Origin of the sequence: Delftia sp. WSY_16, from assembly GCF_043104415.1 — a bacterium.
Taxonomy (GTDB): Bacteria; Pseudomonadota; Gammaproteobacteria; order Burkholderiales; family Burkholderiaceae_C; genus Comamonas; species Comamonas tsuruhatensis.
The window spans coordinates 19162-45168 of record NZ_JBICKS010000008.1 but is presented as its reverse complement, the minus strand read 5'-3'; the positions used below and the strand labels follow the sequence as shown (position 1 = coordinate 45168).

21 protein-coding genes and 2 tRNA genes are annotated in these 26007 nt (G+C 68.1%); 12 read left to right on the top strand and 11 right to left on the bottom strand.

Annotated elements, in window-relative coordinates; translation table 11 throughout:
* Position 1: 1 nt before the first annotated feature.
* The 3 genes from ACF8O7_RS05995 to ACF8O7_RS05985 are packed head-to-tail and all read right to left on the bottom strand — an operon-like array spanning position 2 to position 2952.
* Positions 2 to 1060, bottom strand: coding sequence for a 3-keto-5-aminohexanoate cleavage protein (locus ACF8O7_RS05995; RefSeq protein ID WP_392442736.1), 1059 nt, complete (start codon positions 1058 to 1060; stop codon positions 2 to 4).
* 57 nt (positions 1061 to 1117) lie between these two features.
* A complete protein-coding gene (locus ACF8O7_RS05990) occupies positions 1118 to 1963 on the bottom strand; it encodes a TauD/TfdA family dioxygenase (RefSeq protein WP_099734467.1) in 846 nt (281 codons plus the stop codon).
* A 20-nt stretch (positions 1964 to 1983) separates the two neighbouring features.
* Positions 1984 to 2952: a tripartite tricarboxylate transporter substrate binding protein gene (locus tag ACF8O7_RS05985; RefSeq protein ID WP_016454807.1), complete on the bottom strand. Its 969-nt coding sequence runs from the start codon at positions 2950 to 2952 to the stop codon at positions 1984 to 1986.
* Positions 2953 to 3199: 247 nt separating this feature from the next.
* Here ACF8O7_RS05985 and ACF8O7_RS05980 point away from each other — a divergent pair, with 247 nt between their 5' ends.
* The gene (locus ACF8O7_RS05980; RefSeq protein ID WP_016450761.1) at positions 3200 to 4420 is read left to right on the top strand and encodes a porin; all 1221 of its coding nucleotides are present in this window, start codon (positions 3200 to 3202) and stop codon (positions 4418 to 4420) included.
* A gap of 84 nt (positions 4421 to 4504) precedes the next feature.
* Positions 4505 to 7039, top strand: coding sequence for an ABC transporter permease (locus tag ACF8O7_RS05975; RefSeq protein WP_141829804.1), 2535 nt, complete (start codon positions 4505 to 4507; stop codon positions 7037 to 7039).
* Between the two features lie 747 nt (positions 7040 to 7786).
* Here ACF8O7_RS05975 and ACF8O7_RS05970 read toward each other — a convergent pair.
* Positions 7787 to 8668, bottom strand: coding sequence for a LysR substrate-binding domain-containing protein (locus ACF8O7_RS05970; RefSeq protein ID WP_046985609.1), 882 nt, complete (start codon positions 8666 to 8668; stop codon positions 7787 to 7789).
* Between the two features lie 238 nt (positions 8669 to 8906).
* On the opposite strand from ACF8O7_RS05970, the gene ACF8O7_RS05965 reads away from it, so the two are divergent.
* Together ACF8O7_RS05965 and ACF8O7_RS05960 are read left to right on the top strand one after the other, a co-directional pair.
* Positions 8907 to 10424, top strand: a complete 1518-nt coding sequence (locus tag ACF8O7_RS05965) for an MFS transporter (protein ID WP_392442791.1) — start codon at positions 8907 to 8909, stop codon at positions 10422 to 10424.
* A gap of 39 nt (positions 10425 to 10463) precedes the next feature.
* Positions 10464 to 10865: a group II truncated hemoglobin gene (locus ACF8O7_RS05960; RefSeq protein WP_012203943.1), complete on the top strand. Its 402-nt coding sequence runs from the start codon at positions 10464 to 10466 to the stop codon at positions 10863 to 10865.
* 80 nt (positions 10866 to 10945) lie between these two features.
* Here the strand turns inward: ACF8O7_RS05960 and ACF8O7_RS05955 are convergent, their stop codons facing one another.
* A complete protein-coding gene (locus ACF8O7_RS05955) occupies positions 10946 to 12367 on the bottom strand; it encodes an NAD(P)/FAD-dependent oxidoreductase (protein WP_392442731.1) in 1422 nt (473 codons plus the stop codon).
* Positions 12368 to 12701: 334 nt separating this feature from the next.
* Between ACF8O7_RS05955 and ACF8O7_RS05950 the strand changes: the two genes are divergently transcribed.
* Positions 12702 to 13100 carry a nuclear transport factor 2 family protein gene (locus tag ACF8O7_RS05950; protein WP_013803799.1) on the top strand — a complete coding sequence of 133 codons (399 nt, stop codon included), beginning with the start codon at positions 12702 to 12704 and terminating at the stop codon, positions 13098 to 13100.
* A 124-nt stretch (positions 13101 to 13224) separates the two neighbouring features.
* Positions 13225 to 14667 (top strand): amino acid permease, encoded by a 1443-nt coding sequence (locus ACF8O7_RS05945; protein ID WP_016450754.1) that lies wholly within the window; start codon positions 13225 to 13227, stop codon positions 14665 to 14667.
* A gap of 47 nt (positions 14668 to 14714) precedes the next feature.
* Here ACF8O7_RS05945 and ACF8O7_RS05940 read toward each other — a convergent pair whose 3' ends face one another.
* Positions 14715 to 16238 carry a PLP-dependent aminotransferase family protein gene (locus tag ACF8O7_RS05940; protein WP_126312803.1) on the bottom strand — a complete coding sequence of 508 codons (1524 nt, stop codon included), beginning with the start codon at positions 16236 to 16238 and terminating at the stop codon, positions 14715 to 14717.
* Positions 16239 to 16421: 183 nt separating this feature from the next.
* Between ACF8O7_RS05940 and ACF8O7_RS05935 the strand changes: the two genes are divergently transcribed.
* The 3 genes from ACF8O7_RS05935 (at position 16422) to greB (ending at position 17418) form a co-directional block, all read left to right on the top strand.
* Positions 16422 to 16498: transfer RNA gene (locus ACF8O7_RS05935), tRNA-Arg, on the top strand.
* A gap of 159 nt (positions 16499 to 16657) precedes the next feature.
* A tRNA-Arg gene (locus ACF8O7_RS05930) sits at positions 16658 to 16734 on the top strand.
* Positions 16735 to 16851: 117 nt separating this feature from the next.
* Positions 16852 to 17418: a transcription elongation factor GreB gene (gene greB, locus ACF8O7_RS05925; RefSeq protein WP_016450306.1), complete on the top strand. Its 567-nt coding sequence runs from the start codon at positions 16852 to 16854 to the stop codon at positions 17416 to 17418.
* 6 nt (positions 17419 to 17424) lie between these two features.
* Here the strand turns inward: greB and ACF8O7_RS05920 are convergent, their stop codons facing one another.
* On the bottom strand, positions 17425 to 18837 hold the full coding sequence (locus ACF8O7_RS05920) for a lytic murein transglycosylase (protein WP_126312804.1): 1413 nt from the start codon (positions 18835 to 18837) through the stop codon (positions 17425 to 17427).
* 88 nt (positions 18838 to 18925) lie between these two features.
* Here ACF8O7_RS05920 and ACF8O7_RS05915 point away from each other — a divergent pair, with 88 nt between their 5' ends.
* Positions 18926 to 19789 (top strand): NAD-dependent protein deacetylase, encoded by an 864-nt coding sequence (locus tag ACF8O7_RS05915; protein ID WP_126312805.1) that lies wholly within the window; start codon positions 18926 to 18928, stop codon positions 19787 to 19789.
* 27 nt (positions 19790 to 19816) lie between these two features.
* Here ACF8O7_RS05915 and ACF8O7_RS05910 read toward each other — a convergent pair whose 3' ends face one another.
* The 4 genes from ACF8O7_RS05910 to ACF8O7_RS05895 form a co-directional block, all read right to left on the bottom strand.
* Positions 19817 to 22084 (bottom strand): bifunctional (p)ppGpp synthetase/guanosine-3',5'-bis(diphosphate) 3'-pyrophosphohydrolase, encoded by a 2268-nt coding sequence (locus tag ACF8O7_RS05910; protein WP_016450309.1) that lies wholly within the window; start codon positions 22082 to 22084, stop codon positions 19817 to 19819.
* 101 nt (positions 22085 to 22185) lie between these two features.
* Entirely contained in the window at positions 22186 to 22389 is a 204-nt protein-coding gene (gene rpoZ, locus ACF8O7_RS05905; protein ID WP_016450310.1) for a DNA-directed RNA polymerase subunit omega, read from the bottom strand.
* 18 nt (positions 22390 to 22407) lie between these two features.
* On the bottom strand, positions 22408 to 23037 hold the full coding sequence (gene gmk / locus ACF8O7_RS05900; RefSeq protein WP_016450311.1) for a guanylate kinase: 630 nt from the start codon (positions 23035 to 23037) through the stop codon (positions 22408 to 22410).
* A gap of 44 nt (positions 23038 to 23081) precedes the next feature.
* Positions 23082 to 23975 carry a YicC/YloC family endoribonuclease gene (locus tag ACF8O7_RS05895; protein WP_017407182.1) on the bottom strand — a complete coding sequence of 298 codons (894 nt, stop codon included), beginning with the start codon at positions 23973 to 23975 and terminating at the stop codon, positions 23082 to 23084.
* Between the two features lie 89 nt (positions 23976 to 24064).
* Between ACF8O7_RS05895 and ACF8O7_RS05890 the strand changes: the two genes are divergently transcribed.
* Together ACF8O7_RS05890 and ACF8O7_RS05885 are read left to right on the top strand one after the other, a co-directional pair.
* Positions 24065 to 25096: a serine/threonine-protein kinase gene (locus tag ACF8O7_RS05890; RefSeq protein ID WP_016450313.1), complete on the top strand. Its 1032-nt coding sequence runs from the start codon at positions 24065 to 24067 to the stop codon at positions 25094 to 25096.
* Positions 25093 to 25998, top strand: coding sequence for a PP2C family serine/threonine-protein phosphatase (locus ACF8O7_RS05885; protein WP_016450314.1), 906 nt, complete (start codon positions 25093 to 25095; stop codon positions 25996 to 25998). Before ACF8O7_RS05890 ends, ACF8O7_RS05885 begins: the two co-directional genes overlap by 4 nt.
* The last annotated feature ends 9 nt before the right edge of the window (positions 25999 to 26007 follow it).

Below are 26007 nucleotides of genomic sequence, written 5' to 3'. Positions count from 1 at the left end.
GTCAGGCGGTCTTGCGCAGAAATCCCTGGTTGCCGCCGTTGCGGTTGGGCGCGAAGCCGTTGGCCGCCAATGTCTCTTCGGGGGTGTCGTAGAACACGCCAATCTTGCTGATGGCGCGCGCCTGTTGCGCCGTGGCGATGGGGCGGCCGAACTCGCGCGCGATGCGCACCAGCTGTTCGATCTGGGAGACCGTGCTGGCCTTGGCGCTGCGCGACTGGTTCCACAGGCAGTCCTCGGTGCCGCAGCGCACGTGCAGGCCCATGGCGATGCCCATCATGTTCACGGGCAGCACGTTGCGCACATTGCTTTCCACGGTGAGCACGGCGCCGTCGGGCACGGCGCGCACGAAGTTGGCCAGGCTGTAGATGCTGGGCGCGTCCATGCCGCCGCCGATCGCCACCCAGTTCATCACCAGCGGGCCTTTGTAGATGCCGCGGCGCATGAGCCGCTCCACCGACTCGAAGCTGTTGATGTTGTAGCACTGGAAGGCGCTCTGGATGCCGGCGGCGGACAGGCGCCGGATGTGCTCCTCGGCCCAGCCGGGCTGGGCGGGCACGGTCATCTCCTTGTAGGCGTCGAAGATGGCGGGATTCTCGCGCGAGGTGCCCCTGAAGTCCGCGTCCTCGGCCTGCTCCGTCACGTTCATCTGCGAGGTATTGACGGTCACCGTGACCTGGTCGGGCACGGGCTCCAGCTCGGCCAGCATGTGGCGCGTGTCGTCGGACAGCCACTTGGCGGCCGCGCCGTCCGTCTCGGGAGCAAAGCTGATCGATCCGCCCACCTGGATGATCATCTCGGGCACGCGCGCACGCACGCCGGCGATCAGCTCGTTGAACTTCGACAAACGCTTGCTGCCTTTGCCATCCAGCTCGCGCACATGCAGGTGCAGCACGGTGGCGCCGGCGTTGTAGCAGTCCACGGCCTTCTGGATCTGCTCGTCCATGGTCACGGGAATGTCTTCGGGGAAATCGCCGGGCAGCCAGCCCGGCGCATAGGGGGCCGCCGTGATGATCAGGGGCTGCTGGTTTTCGGGGAACAGGTGGCCATCGAGAAAATTCATGGGACGCTCCGGTGGGTGGGGGTGAGGGGTGGGTGTGTAAAGAGTCGGTGCAGGGGCTCAGCGCGGGATGTCGCCGACGATGCCTGCGCGCTCCATGCGGCGGGGCGCCGGGTAGTAGTCGTTGAGCGCGTAGTGCTGGGTGCTGCGGTTGTCCCAGACGGCCACGTCGCCGGGCTTCCAGGACCAGCGCACCTGGTATTCGGGAATCGTGGCGCGGCTGATCAGGTAGTTCATCAGCAGCGCGGCGCCGGGCGCCTTGTCTATGCCGTGGCGCACGTTCTCGGGCGTGCTGTAGTTGACGAAGTGGGTGCTGAAGCCCGCGCCCACGAACAGCAGCTTCTCGCCGGTCTCGGGGTGGGTGCGCACCACGGGATGCTCCACGGGCGGGTGCTCGCTGGCCAGCCGCGCGCGCGCCTCGGGCGCCATCACGGCACCGAAGGTGTGCTCTATGCCGGCCTTGGCGCGCAGGCCGTCGATGCTGCGCTTGATGCTCTCGGGCAGCTCCTCGTAGGCCTTGACCATGTTGACCCAGATGGTGTCGCCGCCGATCGGCGGGCACTCTATGCAGCGCAGCACCGCGCCCATGGCCGGGTTGGGGCGCCACAGGCCATCGCAGTGCCAGGTGTTTTCGTAGCTGTGCGGATCGTCGCTGCGGTAGATGCGCACCAGGCCAGGGTGCTCGGGATCGCTGCCTGCCACGGGATGGTCCTCCAGTGGGCCGAAGCGGCTGGCAAAGGCCACATGTTCGGCGCGCGTGATGTCCTGGTCCCGGAAGAACAGCACGCGATGGGTCAGCAGCGCGGCGCGGATGTCCGCGAACAGTGCGGCGTCGCGTGCGGCATCGCCGAGATGGACGCCGGAGATTTCGGCGCCGATGGCGGGGGTGATCTGTCGGATCTGCATGGTCGGTGTTTCCCTGGAAGTCAGTTCGCGGTGATCTGGTATTTCTTCACGATGCCGGCGTTGCGCTCGGACATCTGGCGTGTCTCGCGCTGCAGCGCGGCGGTGTCGGTGAGCACCTCGGGCTCCAGCCCCACGTCGGAGAGCTTTTGCTGCACGGCCGGCGCGCTGGCCGCTTTCCCGATGGCGGCGCGCAGGCGTTCCATGGTTTCGGAGGGCAGGCGGGCGGGCGCGATCAGGCCCACCCAGCCGCGAAACTGCAGCTCGGGGTAGCCGAGTTCGGCGGTGGTCGGCACCTGGGGCAGGTGGCGCGAACGCCGGGGGCCGGAGAACGCGTAGGCACGCAGCTTGCCGGCCCTGATCAGGGGCACCGAGGTCAGCATGCCGTCGAACATGACGTCCACCTGGCCGCCCAGCAGGGCCTGCACGGCCGGCGGCGAGCCCGCGTAGCCCACGTGCTGCAGGTCCAGGCCCGCCTTGTCGCTGAGGATCAGGCCGGCGTAGTGCGACACGGTGCCGGGGCTGTAGCTGGCAAAGCTGGTCTGGCCTTTGCGTGCCTTGAGCTGCGCGAGCAGCTCCTGCATGTCCTGGGCGGGCTGGCTGGCCCCGGCCACCAGCACCACGCCCGAGCGGGCCAGCGAGGCCAGGGGCACCAGGTCCTTGAGCGGATCGAACGGCATCTTGATCACATGGGGGATCTCGGCCAGCAGATTGCTTGCGCCCACCAGCAGCGTCTGCCCGTCGGCGGGCGCCTGCAGCAGGGTCTGCATGCCCAGCAGGCCGCCTGCGCCCGGGCGGTTGTCTATCACCACGGCCTGGCCTGTTTCAGACGCGAGCTGCTGGCCCACGACGCGCGCCACGATGTCCATGGTGCCGCCCGGCGGTGCGGGCACGATGAGCCTGAGCGGCTGGCGGCTCCAGGCCGTACCGGCGATGGCGATGGTGATGGCGCAGCCCGCGAGCAGCGTGGCGATGGCGTGGGGCAGTCTCATATCCGTGTCTCCTTGTTCCGTGTTCTGGCATCCAGTATCGAAAGCCCGCTTTCCCGGGACTTGCCATTGGGGGACAGGCATTTGCCTTGTTGGGACAAATCCATGGCAACCCTGACCAGGGCAACCCGCGCATGTCGTGAATTGCAAAGCCGTTGGCATGAACTGCCAAGAAGCGGCGCGATGGCTTTCCTAGAGTCGATTCGTGGCGCAGGACCGCGCCAGCCCCCACGATGAACAGGAGACCCCCATGCCCCGACTTCACCCCCATCCCTGCGGCCTGCACGCGCTGGGCCTGCTGTGTCTGACAGGCGCGGCCGCCGCCCAGGCGCCCACCTCGGTCACGCTGTTCGGCGTGATGGACGCCGGCATCAGCCGCTACAGCGTGCGCAGCGAATCCTGGGACGCGGGCCCCGCGCGCTCGGCGCGGCAAAGCACCTGGGCGCTGTCGCCTTCGGGCAACCTGGCCAGCCGCATCGGCATACGCGCCAGCGAGGACCTGGGCGGCGGCCTCATGGCCGGCCTGTGGCTGGAGGCGCCGGTGGCCAATGACACGGGCGGCGGCGCGCTCAACTTCGGGCGGCGCGCCACCATCAGCCTGTCCGGGCGCCTGGGCGAGCTGCGCATGGGGCGCGATCACACGCCTTCGTTTCTGAACGACTGGGCCTTCGACCCCTTCACCGTCAACGGCGTGGGCACCAACCTGATCGCCGTGGTCAACAGCAACCTGGCCATCGCCCGCGCGCTGGCCACGGGCGGCCTGCTGGGCGGCGGGCTGTCGGCGGGCACGGACACCTATCTGCGCGCAGGCAATTCCATCGGCTATTTCCTGCCGCCAGGCCTGGGCGGCGTCTACGGGCAGGCCATGTACGCCTTTCCCGAGAACAGCTCGAAGCGGGGGCGCTACGCGGGTGCCCGCATCGGCTGGGCCATGGGGGCGGCCGATGTGGCGCTGGGCTATGGCGAGAACACCCTGGGCACCTCGGGCGCCGGCGCGGAAAAGATCCGGTCGCTGAACCTGGGCGGCTCCTATGACTTCGGCCCGGTCAAGCTGTTTGGCGAATGGTCCGGCGTGCGCAACGAGCGGCGCGACGCCGGCACGCTGGCCGCCATCAACGACCGCTACCTGGGCGTGCTGGCCGGTGTGAACATCCCCGTGGGCCAGGGGGCGCTGCGCGCCTCCTATGCACGTGTGCAGTTCAGGAATGGCCAGGGCCTGGCCGACGGCGATTCCTCGGTGAACAAGCTCGCCCTGGGCTATGTACACCCGCTGTCCAAACGCACGGCGCTGTACGCCACGGTGTCGCGCATCAGCGTGGGCAACGGGCGCAACAACCCGGGCGTGATGGGCGTGACGCCGCTGGTGGTCAGCAACCCGGCCATCCTGCCCCAGCCCGGCTACCTGACCACGGGCGGCATGCAGCCGGCCGGCGCGCTCGGGCTGGACCTGGGCCTGCGGCTGATGTTCTGAACGGCTGGGCCAATCGTTCTGAACGGCCGTGCCAATAGCCGTGGCGCCCGGGTGCCCATCTTCGCCTGCGCTAATCTGCGCGGCATGAATGGATCTTCTGCATGGACCTTGGGTTGGCGCACCCTGTGGCGCGACCTGCGCGCGGGCGAGTTGCGCCTGTTGATCGTCGCCGTGATGCTGGCCGTGGCCGCGCTCAGTTCGGTGGGCTTTTTTGCCGACCGGCTGCAGGCGGGGCTGCAGCGCGATGCGCGCCAGCTGCTGGGCGGCGACGTGGTCGTGGTCGGCGACAACCCCACGGCGCCGGCCTTTGCCGAGCGCGCACGCGCCGAAGGGCTGCAGGCCCTGGAGACATCCAGCTTCCCGACCATGGCGCGCGCCAGCGACGCGCAAGGCGGCATGAGCCGCCTGGTGGCGCTCAAGAGCGTGCCCGAAGGTTATCCGCTGCGCGGCAGCCTGCGCGTGGCCGATGCCCCCGGCGCGGCCGACCGGGCCACGCGCGAGATACCGGCGCGGGGCGAGGCCTGGGTCGATGCGCCGCTGCTGGAGTCGCTGGGCATAGGCGTGGGGGACATGCTGCTGCTGGGCGACGCCCAACTGCGCGTGGCGCGCATCATCTCCATCGAGCCCGACCGGGGCGCGGGCTTCATGAACTTTGCGCCGCGCGTGATGATCGCCTCCGCCGACCTTGCCGCCACAGGCCTGGTGCAGCCGGCCAGCCGCATCACCTACCGCCTGGCCGTGGCCGGCGCGGGTGATGGCTCCGAGCCGGCCGTGCAGCGCTACCGCGTCTGGGCCGAGCAGCAGGCCAAGGCGCCCGGCGTGCATGGCGTGCGCGTGGAGTCGCTGGACAGCGGCCGCCCCGAGATGCGCCAGACGCTGGACCGCGCCGAGAAATTCCTGAGCCTGGTCGCCCTGCTGGCGGCGCTGCTGTCGGCCGTGGCCGTGGCCCTGGCTGCGCGCGGCTTTGCCAACAGCCACCTCGACGCCTCGGCCATGCTGCGCGTGCTCGGCCAGAGCCAGCGGCGCATTGCAGGGGCCTATACGGTGGAGTTCGTGCTGGTCGGCCTGGCCTCCAGCGCCGCGGGCGTGCTGCTGGGCTGGGCCATTCACCATGTCTTCGTGCTGCTGCTGGCCGGTCTGGTGGAAACCGCCTTGCCCGCACCGGGCCTGTGGCCTGCGGCCTTCGGCGTGGGCATGGGGCTGACCCTGCTGCTGGCCTTTGGCCTGCCGCCCGTGCTGCAGCTGGCGCGCGTGCCGCCGCTGCGCGTCATGCGCCGCGACCTGGGCGCGCTCAAGCCTGCCTCGGTGGTGGTGCTGGCCGTGGGCGTGGCCGGTTTTGCGGCCTTGCTGCTGGCGGCCAGCCGCGACATCAAGCTGGGCCTGATCGCCGTGGGCGGCTTTGCCGTGGCCGTGCTGCTGTTCGCGGCCCTGGGCTGGCTGGCCGTGCAGGTGCTGCGCCGCCTGGTGCACGAGAGCACGGCGCCGCGCTGGCTGGTGCTGGCCACGCGCCAGATCGCCGCGCGCCCCGCCTATGCCGTGGTGCAGATCAGCAGCCTGGCCGTGGGGCTGCTGGCGCTCATGCTGCTGGTGCTGCTGCGCACCGACCTCATCGGCAGCTGGCGCCAGGCCACGCCGGCCAATGCGCCCAACCGCTTCGTCATCAACGTGCAGCCCGAGCAGGCCGACGGTTTCCGCGCGGCGCTGGACAAGGCTGGCGTCACCTCCTATGACTGGTTCCCCATGATCCGGGGGCGTCTGGTCACCGTCAACGGCAAGCCGGTCAGCCCCGACGACTTCAGCGAAGACCGTGCCAAGCGCCTGGTGGACCGGGAGTTCAACCTCTCCACCACGGCGCAGGCGCCCGCACACAACCTGATCACGGCGGGCACCTGGACGCCTGGCGCCAAGGGCGAGATCAGCGTGGAGGACGGCATTGCCGAGACCCTGGGCCTCAAGCTCGGCGACACGCTGGGCTTCGACGTGGGCGGCGTGCCCAGCGAGGCGCGCATCACCAGCCTGCGCAAGGTGGACTGGGGATCGATGCGGGCCAACTTCTTCGTGATCTATCCCGTGGACCACCTGGACGACGTGGCCGTCAGCTACCTGGCCGCCTACCGCGCGCCCGACGTGGCGGGCTTCGACAACGCCCTGGTGCGCGAGTTTCCCAACATCACCAACGTGGACCTGAGCACCACGCTGGCCCAGGTGCAGCGCGTGCTGGACCAGGTGATACGCGCGGTGGAATTCCTCTTCGGCTTCACCCTGGCAGCCGGCCTGGTCGTGCTCTTCGCCGCCGTCACCGCCACGCGCGAGGAGCGCGCCCGCGAGTACGCCATCATGCGCGCCGTCGGTGCCCAGGCCCGGCTGCTGGCGCAGGTGCAGCGCGCCGAGCTGGCCGGCGTGGGCCTGCTGGCGGGTTTCCTGGCCAGCTGCGCGGCGGGGGCCGTGGGCTGGGCCCTGGCGCGCTGGGTGTTCGAGTTCAACTGGACCGTGCCTTGGTGGGCTCCGCTGGCGGGGGCTGTTGCCGGGGCCTTGCTGGCCTGGATGGCGGGGTGGTGGGCGTTGCGAGAGGTGTTGAGGAGGCCTGTGATGGATACGTTGAGGCAGGTGGCTGAGTAGGTCTTTGGGTTCTGTTTTTTGCCCCTGCCGGGTGGTTGTTTTTCGGGGCCGGGTTTCGGCCCGGCAGCCGACTCCCTTTCTTATCGCGCGATAAGAAAGGAAGCAAAGAAGCGCGCCCCAAACTGCCCACGACCCCTTCGCTTCGCTACGGGGCTACCTGCGTTGGGCGGGATGCGGGGTGCGCCGTGAAACTCGTTGCGCGCTGCGCGCTTCACTCAAACATCACGGCGAGTCAGATGACGAAGCAGCCCTGTCCTTCGGCAGGGCTGCCACCCCGCATCCCGCCCAACGCAGGCGTGGGCAGAAGGGGGAGGCTGGGGCAGCCAACAGCCAACAGCCAACAGCCAACAGCCAACGGCCGACAGCCGGCGCCGTCGCTCCGCTCGGCTTCAAACCGGGGCCGAGCGAAGCGAAGGCCCGAGCCAACTCCCCGTATGTCAGCGCCTGCGGCGTGGCGGTTGCGGGGTTGCAGTCCTGCCGAAGGACAGGACTGCTTCGTGATCTGACTCGCCGTGATGTTTGAACGTAGCGCGCAGCGCGAAGTGAGTTTCACGGCGAACCCCGCAACCGCCACGACGCAGGTTGCCCGCAGCGAAGCGGAGGGTCGCGGACATCCGGGTCGCCTTCTTTGATCTGACCTTTCTTGGCGAATCAAGAAAGGGCAGTCGGCCGCCGGGCCGAGACCCGGCCTCGAAAAACAACCACCCGGCAGGGGCAGAAACGAGCAACAGCAGGGGACGGCCCCGTTCAAGACTCCTTGAACAGCCTCTCCCCCACAAAATCCACAAACGCCCTCACCTTAGGCGACAACTGCCGGCTCGACGCCCACAGCGCCGAAAACTGCCCCGTGTGCGTCAGGTCCTCCGCCAGCACCCGCTGCAGTTCGCCACGTCCCAGTGCATCCCGCGCGAGGAAGTCCGGCATATAGGCCAGCCCCATGCCCGCCACGGCCGCGCCCAGCATGGCTTCCATGTTGTTGCAGACCAGGGCGGAGGGCAGGTGGGGCGGCATGCCGGGCAGCACCCATTCCTCCAGCTTGCCGCTGCTCAGGAAGCGGTAGCGCAGGCAGCTGTGCTGTGCCAGTTCGGCGGGGGATTGCGGAATGCCCCGTGCCGCCAGGTAGTCGGGCGAGCCGGCCAGGATGAAGCGGAACGGCCCCAGCCGGCGCGCCACCAGGCGCGAGTCGGCCAGTTCGCCGCTGCGGATGACCACGTCCAGGCCGGCCTCGACCACGTCCACCAGGTGATCGTTGAAGTCCAGGTCCAGGTCAACCTCCGGGTACAGGGCCTGGAACTCGGGCAGCACAGGCAGCAGGAAGCGGTAGCCGATGGTGGGCAGGCTCACGCGCAGCCGTCCGCGCGGCGCCTCGGCGGCGGCCTGCATGGTGGCGCGCGCATCGTGCAGTTCATCCAGGATGCGGCGGCAGCGCTCATGGAACAGCGCGCCTTCCTGTGTGAGCCGCACCTGGCGCGTGGTGCGCTGGAACAGGCGCAGGCCCAGTTGCTGTTCCAGCCGCGCCACGTTCTTGCCTACGGCCGAGGCCGAGATGCCCAGGGCGCGCCCGGCCTCGGCAAAGCTCAGCAGGTCGGCTGCACGCACAAAGGATTCGAGTCCGCTGAAGCTGTCCATGTCGATTGCCAACCTTGGGTTGGGAGTGTGGGGAGTCTGGCGCCTATTTTCACGGCATTGCAGCGCTTTTATCGTTCATGCAAGCCTGGCCATGTGCGGCCGGGAAATTGCGAAAGCCTTGCCAATCATGTCCTCCTGCCTGACTTCTTCCCGCGCACCGGATGCGCTCCACGGCACAGCGCGACCGCGTGCGTCCTCGGTCTGGGTGCTGTTGTCGGTGTGCCTTGCGGCGCTGGCGATGCCGCTGAGCTTTACCGGGCCGGCCGTGGCCCTGTCTGCGCTGCGCGAGGCGCTGGGCGGCGGGCCGCTGGCGCTGAACTGGGTGACGAATGCCTTCATGCTGAGCTTTGGCGCCACGCTGATGGCGGCCGGCGCGCTGGCCGATCTGCACGGGCGGCGGCGCGTTTTCCTGACCGGGCTGGGCGTGGTGCTGGCCAGTGCGCTGGCCCAGGCCTGCCTGGGCGGGCAGGGGGCCATCGTCGTGTTCAACCTGCTGCGTGCGCTGCAGGGCCTGGGCGCGGCGGCCGCGCTGGCGGGCGGGACGGCGGCGCTGGCCCAGGTGTTCGATGGAGCGGGGCGCATGCGTGCCTTCAGTGGCGTGGGCACGTCGTTTGGCGTGGGCCTGGCCTTCGGGCCGTTGCTGTCGGGCTGGTTGCTGGGCGTGGCGGGCTGGCGCGGCGTGGTGCTTTGCGTGGCCGCCGTGGCGCTGGCCGCGCTGGTGCTGGGGCTGCGCTGCATGCCGCAGTCGCGCAACCCGAAGGCGCAGCGGCTGGACCGGGCCGGCGCGCTGCTGTTCACCGCAGCCCTGGCGCTGCTGACCTGGGGCGTGCTGCAGGGGCCGGAGGCGGGCTGGTCCAGCGCTGCAACGCTGCTGCCGCTGGCCGGCGCCGCGCTGGCGCTGGCCGCTTTCGTGGCCGTGGAGCGGCGCGTGCAGCAGCGCACGGGGCAGCCCATGCTGGACCTGTCGCTGTTTCGCTATCCGCGTTTCGTTGGCGTGCAGTTGCTGGCGGGCGCGCCGGCCTATGCCTTCGTGGTGCTGCTGGTGCTGCTGCCGGTGCGCTTCATCGGCGTGGAGGGCATGGCGCCGCTGCAGGCGGGGCAGCTGATGTTTGTGCTGTCCCTGCCCATGCTGTTCGTGCCGTTGCTGGCGGGCTGGCTCACACGCTGGATCTCGGCCGCGCCGCTGTGCCTGGCGGGGTTGCTGGTGTGCGCGGCGGGCCTGCTGTGGCTGGGCGGGTGCGCGCCGGGCACGGCCTTTGCGCAGATGGCGCCTCCGCTGCTGCTGATCGGCCTGGGCATCGGGCTGCCCTGGGGTTTGATGGATGGCCTGGCCGTGAGCGTGGTGCCCAGCGAGCGCGCGGGCATGGCCACGGGCATCTTCAGCACGGTGCGCGTGGCGGGCGAAGGCATGGCGCTGGCGCTGGTGGGCGCGGGGCTGGCTGCATTGCTGGCATGGCGTCTATCGGCCCTGGCAGCTCAGGCACCCCAGGCGATGCCTGCGGTGAACGCGGTGCAGTCCTTGCATGCCACCGGCCGCGCGGCGCAGTTGCTGGTGACGGGGAACATCGCCGAGGCCATGGCCCTGCTGCCCGGACTGTCTGCACCCGCCGTGCTGGCGGCCTATGGCCAGGCCTTTGGCATCTTGCTGGATGTGCTGGCGGGCATCACGGTGCTCACGGCGCTGGCGGTGTACGGCTTCCTGCGTGCCGGGGCGCCCACGGATACCGGTACGGGCACGGACATGGCACATGCCTGACAATCGCGGGTTTCACTCAGCCGCCAGCCGCTTTTCGCCATGTCAGAGGAATCCCAGAACAACGCTCCCCAGACCCCCTATGAATGGATCGGCGGCGAGCCCAGGGTGCAGGCCCTGGTGGACCGTTTCTACGATCTGATGGACCTGGAGCCCGGCTATGCCGAACTGCGTGCCGCCCACGGCAGCACGCTGGCCGATGCGCGCCAGAAGCTGTTCTGGTTCCTGTGCGGCTGGCTGGGCGGCCCCGACCATTACCAGGACCGTTTCGGCCACCCGCGCCTGCGCATGCGCCACATGCCGTTTTCCATCGGCATCCTGGAACGCGACCAATGGGTGGCCTGCATGGACCAGGCCATGGGCGAGACCGGCGTGCCCGAGGATTTGCGCGTGCGCCTCAAGGCCAGCTTCATGAACACGGCCGACTGGATGCGGAACCGGTAGCACGTGGCCGCCCCCGGCGCTGCTGAAAAAAAGGGCCGGCCCCCTGCAGGAGGCCGGCCCAAGCAGCAATCGGTTGGGGTTCAGAGCTTTTCGTCGCGCATGTAGTACCAGTGGTACAGGAACCGCTGCCCCAGCCGGCGAAACGGCGCAAACGCGGGCGAGCGCACCATGTTGAAGACGTTCGGGTACTCCAGCTCCGAGTTGTAGATGGGCAGCTCGAAGGTCTTGCTCTGGCGCCCCGCGATGCGCTCGGCCATGCGACGGCCCGCGTGGGCCGAGAAGGAGACGCCGTTGCCGCCATAGCCCACGGCGTAGAAGATGCTCTGGGCCGGATCGGGCTGGAAGACGCGCGGCATCATGTCGTGGCTCACATCGACCCAGCCCCACCAGGAGTAGTCGATGGTGATGCCCTTGAGCGCCGGGAACTTGCGGTGCAGGCCGTCCACCAGCTTGGCCATGTGGATGGGGTTGGGCGCATCGGCACCCGTGACGGCGCTGCGGCTGCCGATCTGTACGCGGTTGCCGGGCAGGCGGCGGTAGTAAAAGCGCAGCGTGCGGGTGTCGGTGATGACCTGGGTAGTCTTGAAGCCCGTGGCCTCCAGCTCCTGCTCGGTCAGCGGCCGCGTGACCAGCGAGTTCGAGAGGATGGGCATGATCTTGGAGCGCAGGCTGCCATGCAGGGCGTTGCTGGTGTAGCCGCCCGTGGCAAAGCCCACGGCGCGCGCCCGCACGGTGCCGCCGGGCGTGCGCAGGTGGTGCACGCCGTTGCGCGTCTCGACGCCCAGCACCGGACTGGCCGGGTGCACCTTGACGCCCAGCTCCCGCGCCTTGCGCAGGTAGCCGAAGGCCAGCTTGAGCGGGTGCACGCCGATGCCGTCGGGCTCGTGCATGGCGCCATGGCTGTCGGCATCGTTCACATAGTCGCGGCGCAGCTCCTCGGGGCTGAGCATGCGGGCGTCGTAGCCGAAGACCTCGCGCATGATCTGGGTCTCGTTGCGCAGGAAGTCGAGTTTCTTTTCGCGGTGGGCGATGTAGAGGTGGCCGCCGGGCTGGGGCTCGCACTCGGGGAATTCGGCCACCAGGTCCTTGAAGGTCTGGAAGCCCTCGCGGATCTCGGCGTCGAGCTTGAGCGCCACGTCCTTGCCCCAGCGTGCGATCCATTGCGAGCGGTACAGGCGCCCGCTGGCGTTCTGCCCCTGGCCGCCGTTGCGGCTGGTGCAACCCCAGGCGGTCTGGTTGGCGTCCAGCACCACGGCGCGGATGCCGTGTTCGCGCGCCAGAAACAGGGCCGTGGCCAGGCCCGTGAAGCCCGAGCCGACGATGGCCACGTCCACGTCCATGTCGCCGGTGACCGGGCCGTCATCGTCTGGCGGGCGTCCCGCCGTGCCGACCCAGTAAGTGGGCGCATAGCCCGTGCCGTGGCCCGGGTTGGCGGCCACCAGCGGGTCGTACTGAGGGTCGTAGGGACGCAGGTGGCTGGGGCGGATGTCCTCGGCTTTCATGGCGGATGTCTCCTGGTGCGGCGGCTTGGGATCTGCCGCTTTTTGCTATGGATTCGGTGGAATGGGGCCAATGCCGGCGAGCCCTGCAAGGCGGTGCACCGACGATGGAATCAGCATAGCCAGCAGGCCATGGAGCCAGTTAGCGCCACAGCCCAGCTTTCGATAGAGCCAGCGGCGGCCGGTGCGCGCGCCTGGACCTAACGATTGATGGCATCTGGTTCTAACGGGTCCGTGTGCCTGCTACCTACCATGGCCCATCGACATTTCGATGACGCGGCGCGGCGGCCCTGCCCGGGCCCGGCGCCGTGGGACCCACCACAGACAAGGAGACAGCATGAGCGCAGACACCAACCCTCCCGACGCACAGTTCCTGGCCCGCTTTGCCGAGGCCTGGAACCGCCACGATATCGAGGCCCTGATGGGCTTCATGGCCGATGAATGCGAGTTCCACGCCGTGGCCGGCCCCGATCTCATGGGCCGCAGCTTCGTCGGCCGCCAGGCGGTGCGCGAGGGCTTCCAGATGGCCTGGCAGGCCTTTCCCGATGCGGCCTGGCTCGATGGAGACCACTTCGTGCAGGGCGACCGTGGCGTGTCCGAGAGCACCTTCAAGGGCACCAAGGCCGACGGCCTGCGCGTGGAAGCGCGCATGGTGGATGTCTTCACCTTCAAGGACGGAAAGATCGCCGTGAAGAACGCCTTCCGCAAGGACCGCCCGCCGGTGGCGGCCGCCTGACGGCGCGGGGCCTTGCGGCCCCGTGCCACCGGGAACACCGGATACGCCACGGCAAGGCGCGCACCTGCGCAGCCACCACAACAGAGCATCAGCCGTGGCGCCTGAATAAAACAGGAGACAAGACATGATCGGAAATCAGCACGCCTCTTCACCGGGGCTTTCGCACGGGCTCAAGGAACGCCACATGACCATGATCGCCCTCGGTGGCGTCATCGGCGCCGGGCTGTTCGTGGGCAGCGGCGTCGTCATCAAGTCGGCCGGGCCGGCCGCGATTCTTTCCTTCCTCATCACGGGTCTGCTCGTGGTCCTGGTCATGCGCATGCTGGGCGAGCTGGCCTGCTCCATGCCCGGGGGAGGCTCGTTCTACGAGTTTGCGCGAGAGGCCTGGCGCGACCGCCCCGGCGTGGGCCGGCTGGCAGGCTTTCTGACGGGCTGGATGTACTGGTACTTCTGGGTCATCGTCGTGGCGCTGGAGGCCGTGGCCGGAGCCGACCTGGTGCGCTACTGGCTGCCCGATGTGCCCAACTGGAGCATCAGCCTGGTGCTGCTGGTGATGCTGACGCTGACCAACCTGGTGTCGGTCAAGTCCTTTGGCGAGTTCGAGTTCTGGTTCGCCTCCATCAAGGTGGCGGCCATCGTGGTCTTCCTGTTCGTGGCCGGCGTCTACGTGCTGGGCCTGACGCCCGCCTCGCAGGGCATGCACTTCGGCAACCTCACCGGCAACGGCGGCTTCATGCCCAACGGCATCGTGCCGGTGCTGACCGGGGCGGTGGCGGCCACGGGCTTTTACTTCGGCGCCGAGATCGTGACCATTGCCGCCGCCGAGACGGCCGAGCCGCAGAAGGCTGTGGCCAAGGCGACCAACTCGGTGATCACGCGCGTGCTGGTGTTCTATGTGGGCTCCATCTTCCTGGTGGCCTGCCTGGTGCCCTGGAATGCGGGCGGCATTGCCACGCCGTATGTCAGCGCGCTCAACACCATGGGCGTGCCGGCCGCCGCGCAGATCATGAATGCCATCGTGCTGACGGCCGTGCTGTCGGCGCTGAACTCGGGGCTGTATGCGTCATCTCGCATGCTGTTCGCGCTGACGCGGCGCGGCGACGCGCCCCAGGCGCTGGCCAAGGTCAGCCGCAATGGCGTGCCCACGCGGGCCATCCTGGTGGCCACGCTGTTCGGCTACGGCGCCGTGGTGATGTCCTATGTGTCGCCCGACAAGGTGTTTGCCTTCCTGGTCAACTCCTACGGCACGGTGGCGATCTTCGTCTACATCCTGATCGCCATCTCGCAGCTGCGCCTGCGCGCCCGGCTGGAGCGCGAGGCGCCCCACCAGCTCAAGGTGCGCATGTGGTGCTATCCGTACCTGACCTGGTTCGCCATCTTCGGCATGCTGTCCATCGTCATCGCCATGGCCTTCATCCCCGAGCAGCGCACGCCGCTGGCGCTGGGCGTGGCCAGCCTGTGCATTTTGCTGCTGGCCTACGCCGTGCGGCAGTTCCTGCAGCGCGGCGTGGCGCCCGTGGTGACATCGCTGTCCGAGGCTGCGCGGCCCGAGCCGCAGAAGTACTGACCCAGGGGCGACGGGACCGGCAGGGCCGGTCCCGGCCATTCCTTGCGTTACTGCTGCTCCTCACGGATCGCATCGGCCAGGGCCTTCACGCCCTGGCCGATGTCGTTGGCGGGTATGGATTGGTAGCCCATGCGCATGTAGCTGCCGGGCGTGCCCGGGCGGGCGAAGAACACATCGCCGGGCTCGATGAGCACGCCGTGCGCGGCGGCGCGCTGCGCCAGGGCTTCGACAGGAATGTGGTCGGGCAGTTGCACCCAGCACGAGCCGCCGCCGCGCACGGGCGTGATGCGGCAGCCGGGCGCATGCTCGGCCATGGCGGCCGTGAGGGCTGCGTGCCGCTCCTTCTGCGCCTGGGCCAGGCGCCGCTGCTGGGCCTCGTAGTGGCCCAGGGAGATGAACATGGCCAGCGTGCGCTGCACGAAGGTGGCGGGGTGGCGGATCATGAGCCGGCGCAGTGCACGCAGCTCGCGTATCAGCTCTGGTGCGGCCACGATGTATCCCACGCGCAGGCCCGGCGCCAGGCTCTTGGACAGGCTGCCCACGTAGATCACGCGGTTGCTGCGGTCCAGGCTCTTGAGCGCCGGAATGGGCTGGCCGTCGAAGCTGCTCTCGCTCTCGTAGTCGTCCTCGATGAGGATGATGTCGTGCGCCTCGGCCATCTCCAGCAGCGCCTCGCGCCGGGCCAGCGGCATGGTCACGCCCGTGGGGCACTGGTGACTAGGCGTCACGTAGAGGTAGTCCAGCTGGCGCAGCAGCGGCGTGACCGGCAGGCCCTGGCCGTCCACCGGCAGCGGGATGACCTGGGAGGTGCGGCTGCTGAAGATGTTGCGCGCATCGGGGTAGCCGGGCTCCTCGATGCCCACGGCCGTGCCCTCGCGCATCAGCAGGTCGGCCACCATGTAGAGGGCGTGCTGAGCACCCACGGTGATGATCAGCTCGTCGGCCGAGGCCCAGACGCCGCGGCGCGGCAGGATCTTGGTCTGCACCTGCTGGATCAGCATCTCGTCGTCGCGCGCGATCTGGTCGGGCGCCCACTGGCGTATGTCCAGCACGCCCAGGGCCTTGAGGCAGCATTCGCGCCAGGCGGCCGTGGGAAACAGCTCCTTGTCGAACTGGCCGTACAGGAAGGGATAGGGGTAGCGCTGCCAGTCCTCTTCCTTGACGATGCTGCGCTGCTGGCTGGGCAGCAGCCACAGGCGCCGCGACCAGTCGGTGCGGCGGCCTTCGCCAGGGGGGCTGCTGGCCGCAGCGCCGCCCGGCGTGCGCCCCTTGAGTACGTCGGGATGGATGAAGTGGCCCTTGCGCTGGCGGCTCAGCAAAAAGGCTTCCTCGGCCAGCTGCTGGTAGGCCAGCACCACGGTGATGCGTGCCACGCCCAGGTGGCGCGCCAGCTCGCGGCTGGAGGGAATGGATTCGCCGGGTGCGAGGATGCCCGAGAGGATGGCATCGACCAGCATCTCGCGGATCTGGCCCTGCAGGCTCAGGGAGGGGCGGGCGCTGCGGCGAAACAGCTGCCCCCACATGGCGCCCTCGGGCGGTTGCGGCTGCGTGGCCGCGCGCTTGTCTGTCATGTCTTGTCGTTCCCGCCGCTGCGGCGGGCCGCTCGCTGTGTTTGTCTCCCGCGCAGGTGCAGGGCAGGGCCTGCATCCGCGACCGGCCAATATAGGCCAGCGCGGTGCGCCACGGGGCCGGGAGTTTGCGATGGTTGCAATTTTTGCGGAGAGGCCGGAAATTGATATACAATCGTTATCTTGGCGGCTGTAGCTCAGCTGGATAGAGTACTTGGCTACGAACCAAGGGGTCGTGGGTTCGATTCCTGCCAGCCGCACCAAAACGACAAGCCTCAGAACTGCAAAGTTCTGAGGCTTTTTCGTTTCAGGTGCCCGCACGGAGGCCGTGGCCATGGTTCAGGCGCTGGTCAACGGTTATTTTTCGATATTTTCATGGTTTTCCGTAGGCGTTCAAAAAGCACGCTATAATTCAAAGCTTGGCGGCTGTAGCTCAGCTGGATAGAGTACTTGGCTACGAACCAAGGGGTCGTGGGTTCGATTCCTGCCAGCCGCACCAAAACGACAAGCCTCAGAACTGCAAAGTTCTGAGGCTTTTTCGTTTGTGCTCAGTTGGTGTCGAGGTTTGTTCGGCGTCTTCGCCTGCTGCGGTGATCTGTGTGAAGATCGGCTCCCTATGAGCAAGGCTTTCACCAAGGAATCCGACGGCGACGACGATGATGAAGTCGGCCTGCCGCCCTTGCCGCCGGGCGGCAAGAACTACATCACGCCCCAGGGCTTCGCGCGGCTCAAGGGCGAGCTGCTGGACCTGATCGACAACGAGCGCCCGCGCATCGTGGAGATCGTGCACTGGGCGGCCAGCAATGGCGACCGCTCCGAGAACGGCGACTATCTGTACGGCAAGAAGCGCCTGCGCGAGATCGACCGGCGCATCCGCTTCCTGACCAAGCGGCTGGAGATCGCCGAGGTGGTCGATCCCTCCGTGCATGCCGGCAGCGAGCAGATCTACTTCGGCGCCACCGTCACCTACGTCGATGACGAAGGCGAGGAGCGCACCATCACCATCATGGGCATCGACGAGGCCGACAGCGCACGCCAACAGGTCAGCTGGATCGCACCCGTCTCGCGCGCCCTGCTCAAGGCCCGTGTGGGCGACGAGGTGGCCCTGCCCACCCCCGCAGGTGTGCGCACGCTGGAAGTGCTGGACGTCACCTACCCGGAGCCGGGCAGCGCCGCCGGGTGAGAGCGTTCAGGGCTGCAGTTTCTGCAGCAGCTCCAGCGTGGGATAGCCATCGGCCACCAGGCCCTGGCTTTGCTGGAACTGGCGCAGGCCCGCGCGCGTGGCCGGGCCCATCACGCCATCGGCCGTGCCGGCTGAAAATCCCCGGTCGTTGAGCGCGGCCTGCAAGGCGCGCAACTGCTCGCGCGACAGCGGGGCCAGATCGCGCGGCCAGGCCGCCTGCACGCCCGGGCCACCGGCCAGCTGCTGCGACAGCAGGCCCACGCCCAGCGCGTAATTCACGGAGTTGTTGTAGCGCAGGATGGTGCGGAAGTTGGCGCCCACCATGAAGGCCGGGCCGCGCGCGCCGGCCGGTGCGATCACGCTGGCTTCGGCCATGGCGGGCAGGGCGGAGCCGTCCACGGCCTGCACGCCCTCGGCCGCCCATTGCGCGCTGTCCTGGCGCACGCTGGTCTCGGCGCGTGCATGGTCAAAGCCTGCCGGCAGGCGCACTTCCACGCCCCAGGGCTCGCCCGTCTTCCAGCCCGAATGGGCCAGGTAGTTCGCCGTGGAGGCCGTCACATCGGGCAGGCTGCCCCAGATGTCACGGCGGCCATCGCCATCGGCATCCACCGCATAGGCCAGGAAGACCGAGGGCAGGAACTGCGTATGGCCCATGGCGCCGGCCCAGGAGCCGATCATGTGGGCCGCGTCGATGTCGCCGTTGTCGATGATGCGCAGGGCGGCCAGCAACTCCTTCTGAGCCCAGGCCGCGCGCCGGCCGTCGAAGGCCAGGGTGGCCAGCGCATCGACGGTGGGGAAGTTGCCGAAGTTGCTGCCGTAATTGCTTTCCATGCCCCAGATGGCGGCGATCACCTCGGCCGGCACGCCATGGCGCTGGCTGGCCGCCTGCAGCGGTGCAGCCGCTTCGCGCAGCTTGGCACGGCCCTGGGCAATGCGCTGGGCCGAGACGGCGCTGTCCAGGTACTGCCAGGGCGTGCGCGTGAACTCGGGCTGCGAGCGGTCCAGCTGCACCGCGCGCCGCTGCAGCCGGGCCGGCTCCAGCGCGCTGCTCACGGTCTTGGCGGAGATGCCGGCCTCCAGCGCCTTGCGCGCAAAGTCCCGCTTCCAGGCCTCGAAGCTGGCGGCCTCGGCCTGCTGGGACGCCTCTTGCGCGCCGCTTGCCTCGGCAGCAGGCGCTGCGGCCGGGCCGGCCTGTGCCGCCGCGGCAGGGGCGGTAGGGGCGGCAGGGGCGGCAGGGGCGGCCGCAGCCATGGAAGTCGCCGCAGCGGAAGCTGGCGCTGGCACCGGCGTGGGCGCAGGTCGGGAGGCGCAGCCGGCCAGCAGAGCGGCAGTCAGGGCGGTGGCCAGTCCGGCGCGGGTCAGCATGTGGGGGCCGTTGGCGTTGCTGGGGACGGGGGCGGTGGCATGTGCGTGGGGCATGCAGCCATTGTCTCCGCTGCGCCCTGGCGCTGAATGCAACACGGTGTTTCCGCACCAAGCCATCCATGGATCGCTATGCTGTGCTCCCATGACTGCTGCACCATCGCCCTCCCTGTCCCCGCCTGTGCAGGATGCCGCGCAGGCGCTGCGTGCCCTGCTGCGCCCTGGCCAGCGCTGGCTGGTGCTGACGGGCGCAGGTTGCAGCACAGGCTCGGGCATTCCGGACTACCGCGATGCGGCGGGGCAGTGGAAGCGGCCCCAGCCCGTGACGCTGCAGGCCTTCATGGGCAGCCATGCCACGCGCCAGCGCTATTGGGCGCGCAGCCTGCTGGGCTGGCCCGTGATGGCGCAGGCCCGGCCCGGCCCGGCCCATGAGGCGCTGGCGCTGCTGCAGCAGCGCGGATGGATGGCCGGTCTGGTCACCCAGAACGTGGACGGCCTGCATACAGCGGCAGGCAGCGAGGGTGTCATCGACCTGCACGGCCGCATTGCCGCCGTGCGCTGCATGGGTTGTGGCGCCGGCATGGAGCGCGCCTCGCTGCAGGCCATGCTGCTGCAGCGCAACCCCGGCTGGGCCGGCCTGAGCGCCCAGGCCGCGCCCGACGGCGATGCCGATCTGGAGGGGCGCGACTTCAGCTGCTTCGACGTGCCGGCCTGCCCGCACTGCGGCGGCGTGCTCAAGCCCGATGTGGTGTTCTATGGGGAAGGCGTGCCCAGCCAGCGGGTGCAGGCCGTGCGCGCCATGCTGCAGCAGGCCGGCGGGCTGCTGGTCGCCGGTTCTTCGCTGATGGTGTATTCAGGCCTGCGCTTCGTGCATGAGGCCGTGGCCCAGGGCAAGCCGGTGGCCGCCATCAACCAGGGCCGCATGCGCTCCGAGGATTTGCTGGCCCTCAAGATCGAGCAGGACTGCGGCCCGTTGCTGCAGCAGCTGGCCCAGGACCTGGAGCAATGAAAAAGCCCCGCAGGAGCGGGGCAGTGTTCAGGGGATGACGCGCGATGCGCGCACCACCGAGTGCACGCGGCGCAGGTTGCGCAGCGCGGACTCCACCTGCTGGTTGTCGTGCACCGAGATCACGAAGCACAGGTCCGTGGTGCTCATGGCGGCCTCGTCGGCCATGTCCACGCGCAGGATGTCCACTTCGGCGCCGGCCAGCTCGGCTGCCACGCGGGCGAGCACGCCCTTGCCGTTGTTGACGGTGACGACGATGCGGGCCTCGAAAAGGCGCGCGGCATCGATGTCATCTGCCCATTCCACGACGATGAAGCGGTCGCTGTCCTTTTCCTGCAGGCGCTGTGCGATCTTGCATTGCGCGTGGTGCACGATCAGGCCTTCGCCGCTGCCCAGATAGCCCACGATGGCGTCGCCCGGCACGGGCCGGCAGCACTGCGCGTAGTGGATGGAGCCCTGGTTGGAGCCGTCCAGCAGCACGGCGCCCTGGAAGGGCCGGTTGCTGGCATTGAAGCGTTCGCGCGTGAGCAGCAGGGCGTCGGGCCGGTGGCCGTGGCGCGCCATCAGCGCCGTCAGGCGCGAGGCCACCAGCGATGCAATGCGCCGGCCCATGCCGATGTCCACCATCAGGTCGGCGCGGCTGCGGCTGCCTGCCATGCGCAGCACTTCGTCCCACAGCGCCTGGTTGGCTTCATCGGCCGGCGGCACGGCGTCCATGCCTTCGGCGCGCATGGCCTGGGCCAGCAGGTTCTCGCCCAGGCGTGCCGATTCGCTTTGCGCGGCCGACTTCAGGTAATGGCGGATCTTGGAGCGCGCGCGGCCGGTCTTGACGAAGCCCAGCCAGGCCGGGTTGGGCGTGGCGTCTTCGGAGGTGACGATCTGCACCACGTCGCCGCTCTTGAGTTCGGTGCGCAGCGGCACTTCCTCGTTGTTGATGCGCGCGGCGGTCATGTGGTTGCCGACCTTGCTGTGGATCGCATAGGCGAAGTCCACCACGGTGGCGCCGCGCGGCATGGCCATGATCTCGCTCTTGGGCGTGAACACGTAGACGGCGTCGGGGAACAGGTCCACCTTGACGTGGTCCCAGAACTCGGCGGCATCGCGCGTCTCGTTCTGGATGTCCAGCAGCGATTGGAGCCACTGCGTGCCCAGCTGCTCGGAATCGTGGCCGGGCTGGGCCTTGTAGAGCCAATGGGCGGCCACGCCGGCCTCGGCGACGATGTGCATTTCCTCGGTGCGGATCTGGAACTCGATGTTCACGCCCGAGGGACCCACCAGCGTGGTGTGCAGTGACTGGTAGCCATTGTTCTTGGCAATGGCGATGTAGTCCTTGAAGCGGCCCGGCATGGGCTTGTACATCTGGTGCAGCACGCCCAGCGCCGTGTAGCAATCGATCACGCGCGGCAAGATGATGCGAAAGCCGTAGATGTCCGTCACCTTGGCAAAGCTCAGCTGGTTCTTCTCCATGCGCAGATAGAGCGAATACAGCGTGCTTTCACGGCCGGCAAGGCGGGCCTGCAGCCCCGCGCCGGCGAACTCGGCATTGACCTCGTCCTGCACGCGCTGGACCAGGTCGCGGCGTCGCTTGCGCGAGCGGGCGATGGCTTTTTCCAGCGTGGCGTAGCGCCAGGGATGCAGATGGCGGAATGCCAGGTCCTGCAGCTCGCGGTAGGTCTGGTTCAGCCCCAGGCGGTGGGCGATGGGTGCGTAGATCTCCAGCGTTTCCGACGAGATGCGGCCCCACTTGCTGCGCGGCATGTCGCCCATGGTGCGCATGTTGTGGGTGCGGTCGGCCAGCTTGATCAGGATCACGCGCACATCGCGCGCCATGGCCAGCAGCATCTTGCGGAAGGATTCCGCCTGGTTCTCTTCGCGCGTGTTGAACTGCAGCTTGTCCAGCTTCGTGAGGCCGTCGACCAGCTCGGCCACGTCCTGGCCGAAGCGCTGGGCGAGATCGGCCTTGGTGACGCCGCAGTCTTCCATCGCATCGTGCAGCAGCGCGGCCATCAGGGCCGGGGCGTCGAGCTTCCAGCTCGCGCACAGCGCCGTGACCGCGATGGGATGGGTGATATAGGGTTCGCCGCTGCTGCGCCACTGGTCGCTGTGGGCCTGGTCGGCGAAGGCATAGGCTTCGCGCACCTGCTCGATGCTGGTGGCATCCAGGTATCCCAGGTGCTCCATCAGTCCGGCAAAGGCATTGGCCGACACGGCGGTTGCCTGCTCTGCAGACATGCGCTCGGGCCGGGGTGGCGGTACGGGATCAGAGGGGGCTGTGAACGAAGTCAAGGCCGCTTTCATGACTTAAATGTAGCGTGCATGCTGGTTTGTGCAGGCTTCATGTAAAAAAAGCACCGCTGTGCGGTGCTCTTTGTGGGGCCATTGTGTTGCTTTGCAGCAAATCAGCCCGGAACCTTCTTCAGCATCTCGATGCCGACCTTGCCTTCGGCGATCTCGCGCAGCGCGGTGACGCCGGGCTTGTTCTTGGTTTCGATCTTGGGCGTGTGACCCTGGCTCAGCATGCGTGCGCGGTAAGTGGCGGCCAACACGAGCTGGAAGCGGTTAGGGATCTGCTCCAGGCAGTCTTCAACAGTGATGCGTGCCATCAGGATCTCCGGGAAACGTCAGTTGGGTTCAGAAATATTGAGAGACTCGAAGGTCTCTGCGCGGCGGCTGCGCTGAGCCGCATACTTGAGGCGCTGGGCGTGGATGATCGTCTTGAGATCAAACAGTGCGCTCTCGAACAATTCGTTGATTATAACGAAGTCGAATTTCGCCACCTGGGCCATCTCCTCGGCCGCGTTCTTCAGGCGCAGCTCGATCACCTCGGGCGCGTCCTCGCCCCGGTTTTCCAGGCGGGCACGCAGCTCGTCCCAGCTGGGGGGCAGGATGAAGATCAGCACGGCGTTCGGAAACGCTTGCTTGACCTGCAGTGCGCCCTGGTAGTCGATCTCCAGCAGCACGTCGGTGCCGACCTGGATGCGCTCTTCCAGCGCCTTCTTGGCCGTGCCGTAGCGGCGGCTGTGCACGTTCGCCCATTCGACGAAGGCGTTGTTCGACACCATGGCGTCGAACTCCTGGTCGGAGACGAAGTAGTACTCGCGGCCGTGCTTTTCCTGGCCACGCGGCGCGCGCGTGGTGTGGGAGACGGAAGGGGAGACGCGCGCATCGAACTCGCGCAGCGCGCGCACCAGGCTGGACTTGCCGGCCCCGCTGGGGGCCGAGACGACAAAGAGGTTTCCGGGGTAATCCATGGATTTGTGCGCAGTTTGGTTACGCATGGGCATCTGTGATGGGCTTATTCGATGTTCTGCACCTGCTCGCGCATCTGCTCGATCAGCACCTTCATGTCCACGCTGATGCGGGTCAGCTCCAGCGTGGCGGACTTGGAGCCCAGCGTATTGGCTTCGCGGTGCAGTTCCTGGATCAGGAAATCCAGGCGCTTGCCGATCTCGCCGCCCTTCTTGAGCAGGCTCTGGATCTCGTCCAGGTGCGAGTCCAGGCGGGTGACTTCCTCGGCCACGTCGATGCGGATGGCAAAGGCCGTGGCCTCGGTCAGGGCGCGGTCCTGGGCGGCTTCGGGCGCCACGGCGCCTTCGGCCAGGGCCATCGCTTCCTTCCAGCGCTCCATGAAGCGCAGGCGCTGCTGCTCCACGAGCTGGGGCACCAGGGGCGTGGCATCTGCCGCGAGCTTGCGCAGCTGCGCGATGCGGTCCAGCAGCATGGTGGCCAGGCGCTTGCCTTCGCGGGCGCGGGCCTCCAGCAGTTCGGTCAGGGCCTGCTCTGCCAGCGTGGGCAGCACGCTGCTCCAGTCAACGGCCGAGTTGCCGCTGCCGCTGGCCAGGCGCAGGGCGTCGGAGACGGACAGGCTGCGGGCGTCGGGCAGCCAGGACTGGACAGTGTCCTGGAGCATGGCCAGGCGCTGCAGCATGGCGGTGGAGGGGTCGGGCAGGGAGTTGCCGTCGTCGTTGTCGATGGCGGCGCGCACCTCGACCTTGCCGCGCTTGAGGCGGGCGGTCAAAAGGGCCCGCAAGGCTGGCTCATGCGCGCGCAGTTCGTCGGGCAGGCGGAACGAAAGATCCAGGAAGCGGCTGTTGACCGAGCGGATCTCCAGACCGAGCCGGCTGTTGCGGCCCGACGCTCCACCATCTTCTTCGGACGCGCCGTGCTGGGCACTGGCGTATCCGGTCATGCTGTAAACTGGCATTGGACTTTTGATGGATGCTTGCAATTGCCCGATTATCCGGGTTTCGCCCCATCCCTGAGACTCACCGGAGAAAAATGTCTTCCAAGATCAAGCCGGCGCCATTGCCGCCAGGCAGCACGATCGGCGGCTATCGGGTGGTGCGCAGGCTTGCTTCCGGCGGTTTCGGCGTCGTTTACCTGGCCTTGGATGCAGAGGGCAAGCAGGTGGCGATCAAGGAATACCTGCCCGCCTCGCTGGCCACCCGTGCCCCCGGAGAGCTGCAGCCCGCCGTGGCGCCCGAAAAACTTTCGCTGTACCGCCTGGGCCTCAAGAGCTTCTTCGAGGAAGGGCGTTCACTGGCGCAGATCTCGCACGCTTCCGTGGTCAGCGTGCTCAATTTCTTTCGCGAGAACGAAACCGTCTACATGGTGATGAACTACCTGGAGGGTGCCACCCTGCAGGACTTCGTCGTCACCGCGCGCGAGCTCAAGGCCGAGAAGGTGTTCCGCGAATCGACCATCCGCTCGCTGTTCGATGAGGTGCTGCGCGGCCTGCGCATCGTGCACCAGCACAAGATGCTGCACCTGGACATCAAGCCGGCCAACATCTTCATCACCAATGACGACCGTGCCGTGATGATCGACTTCGGCGCGGCGCGCGAGGTGCTGTCCAAGGAAGGCAACTTCATCCGCCCCATGTACACGCCGGGCTTTGCCGCGCCCGAGATGTACCGCCGCGACGCATCGCTGGGGCCCTGGACCGACATCTACGCCATCGGCGCCTGCATCTATGCCTGCATGCAGGGATTTCCGCCCAACGAGGCGCCGCAGCGCCAGGACAAGGACCGGCTCACGCTGGCGCTGACCAAGCTGCGCGGCGTGTATTCGGACAACCTCATCGAGGTGGTCGAGTGGTGCATGGCCGTGGATCCGGGATCGCGTCCGCAGTCGGTGTTTGCGCTGCAAAAGGAATTGAGCCGCGAAGGCGAGCGTCGCTACACCAAGCTCAGCGTCTCCGAGCGCATGCGCCTGCAGCTGGACACGCTGGTGACCGACGCCAAGAAGAACATGCAAAAGATCAGCGGCGCAGCGGGCCTGCCAGCCGTGGGCCAGGAGCGCAAGCCATGAGGTTTTCGGTATTCCAGCTGAGCCGCCGCGGCGGCCGTGCGCTCAATGAAGACCGCATGGGTTACTGCTACACGCGGGAAGCCGTGCTCTTCGTGCTGGCCGACGGCATGGGCGGCCATCCCGAAGGCGAGGTCGCCGCGCAGCTGGCGCTGCAGGTGATGTCCGTGCATTTCCAGCGCCAGGCCAAGCCGCTGCTCGAAGATCCGCAGGGCTTTCTGGTCGATGCGCTGCTGCACGCGCACCGGCAGATCCTGCGCTATGCCAGCGCCAAGGGAATGATCGACACGCCGCGCACCACGCTGGTCGCCGCCGTCATCCAGAAGGGCAAGATCACCTGGATCCATTGCGGCGACTCGCGCCTGTACCTGGTTCGCGGCGGCGAGCTGCTGGTGCGCACGCGCGATCACTCCTATCTTGAGATGGGCGAGATCGCGGCCCAGCTCAAGACATCGAGCCGCAACGTGCTGTTCACCTGCCTGGGCTCTCCGTCCAAGCCCATCTACGACGTGACCGAGCCGCGCCGGCTGGAGCAGGGCGACAAGCTGCTGCTGTGCTCCGACGGCCTGTGGGGCAGCGTGGACGAAGGGCACCTGCTGCGCACCCTGCACGGCCGCACCGTGTCCCAGGCCATTCCCCAGCTGGTCGATACGGCGCTGCGCAATGCGGGCGATGCCAGCGACAACGTCACGGCCATTGCCATGGAGTGGGAGACGCCAGACGCCTTCGAGTCCACCATGGGCATCTCCACCCAGGACATCGAGAACGACGCGTTTGAATCCACGATCCAGGGCGGGGCAATCGAAGACCTGGAAGATGAGCTCGACGACGCGGCCATCGAGCGCTCCATCGCCGAGATCAACGAAGCGATACGCCGCTCGGCCGAGCGCCAGTTCAAGCGCTGACCGCCGCTG

What these genes read in the sequence shown, in the direction of transcription:
- ACF8O7_RS05990 (WP_099734467.1), bottom strand. Translation starts at nt 1,963, where the DNA reads ATGCAGATCCGACAGATCACCCCCGCCATCGGCGCCGAAATCTCCGGC.
- ACF8O7_RS05890 (WP_016450313.1), top strand. Translation starts at nt 24,065, where the DNA reads ATGTCTTCCAAGATCAAGCCGGCGCCATTGCCGCCAGGCAGCACGATC.
- ACF8O7_RS05975 (WP_141829804.1), top strand. Translation starts at nt 4,505, where the DNA reads ATGAATGGATCTTCTGCATGGACCTTGGGTTGGCGCACCCTGTGGCGC.
- rpoZ (WP_016450310.1), bottom strand. Translation starts at nt 22,389, where the DNA reads ATGGCACGCATCACTGTTGAAGACTGCCTGGAGCAGATCCCTAACCGC.
- ACF8O7_RS05910 (WP_016450309.1), bottom strand. Translation starts at nt 22,084, where the DNA reads ATGAAAGCGGCCTTGACTTCGTTCACAGCCCCCTCTGATCCCGTACCG.
- ACF8O7_RS05950 (WP_013803799.1), top strand. Translation starts at nt 12,702, where the DNA reads ATGAGCGCAGACACCAACCCTCCCGACGCACAGTTCCTGGCCCGCTTT.
- ACF8O7_RS05885 (WP_016450314.1), top strand. Translation starts at nt 25,093, where the DNA reads ATGAGGTTTTCGGTATTCCAGCTGAGCCGCCGCGGCGGCCGTGCGCTC.
- ACF8O7_RS05995 (WP_392442736.1), bottom strand. Translation starts at nt 1,060, where the DNA reads ATGAATTTTCTCGATGGCCACCTGTTCCCCGAAAACCAGCAGCCCCTG.
- ACF8O7_RS05955 (WP_392442731.1), bottom strand. Translation starts at nt 12,367, where the DNA reads ATGAAAGCCGAGGACATCCGCCCCAGCCACCTGCGTCCCTACGACCCT.
- ACF8O7_RS05960 (WP_012203943.1), top strand. Translation starts at nt 10,464, where the DNA reads ATGTCAGAGGAATCCCAGAACAACGCTCCCCAGACCCCCTATGAATGG.
- ACF8O7_RS05915 (WP_126312805.1), top strand. Translation starts at nt 18,926, where the DNA reads ATGACTGCTGCACCATCGCCCTCCCTGTCCCCGCCTGTGCAGGATGCC.
- ACF8O7_RS05980 (WP_016450761.1), top strand. Translation starts at nt 3,200, where the DNA reads ATGCCCCGACTTCACCCCCATCCCTGCGGCCTGCACGCGCTGGGCCTG.
- ACF8O7_RS05985 (WP_016454807.1), bottom strand. Translation starts at nt 2,952, where the DNA reads ATGAGACTGCCCCACGCCATCGCCACGCTGCTCGCGGGCTGCGCCATC.
- greB (WP_016450306.1), top strand. Translation starts at nt 16,852, where the DNA reads ATGAGCAAGGCTTTCACCAAGGAATCCGACGGCGACGACGATGATGAA.
- ACF8O7_RS05945 (WP_016450754.1), top strand. Translation starts at nt 13,225, where the DNA reads ATGATCGGAAATCAGCACGCCTCTTCACCGGGGCTTTCGCACGGGCTC.
- gmk (WP_016450311.1), bottom strand. Translation starts at nt 23,037, where the DNA reads ATGGATTACCCCGGAAACCTCTTTGTCGTCTCGGCCCCCAGCGGGGCC.
- ACF8O7_RS05895 (WP_017407182.1), bottom strand. Translation starts at nt 23,975, where the DNA reads ATGACCGGATACGCCAGTGCCCAGCACGGCGCGTCCGAAGAAGATGGT.
- ACF8O7_RS05970 (WP_046985609.1), bottom strand. Translation starts at nt 8,668, where the DNA reads ATGGACAGCTTCAGCGGACTCGAATCCTTTGTGCGTGCAGCCGACCTG.
- ACF8O7_RS05940 (WP_126312803.1), bottom strand. Translation starts at nt 16,238, where the DNA reads ATGACAGACAAGCGCGCGGCCACGCAGCCGCAACCGCCCGAGGGCGCC.
- ACF8O7_RS05965 (WP_392442791.1), top strand. Translation starts at nt 8,907, where the DNA reads ATGCCGCTGAGCTTTACCGGGCCGGCCGTGGCCCTGTCTGCGCTGCGC.
- ACF8O7_RS05920 (WP_126312804.1), bottom strand. Translation starts at nt 18,837, where the DNA reads ATGCCCCACGCACATGCCACCGCCCCCGTCCCCAGCAACGCCAACGGC.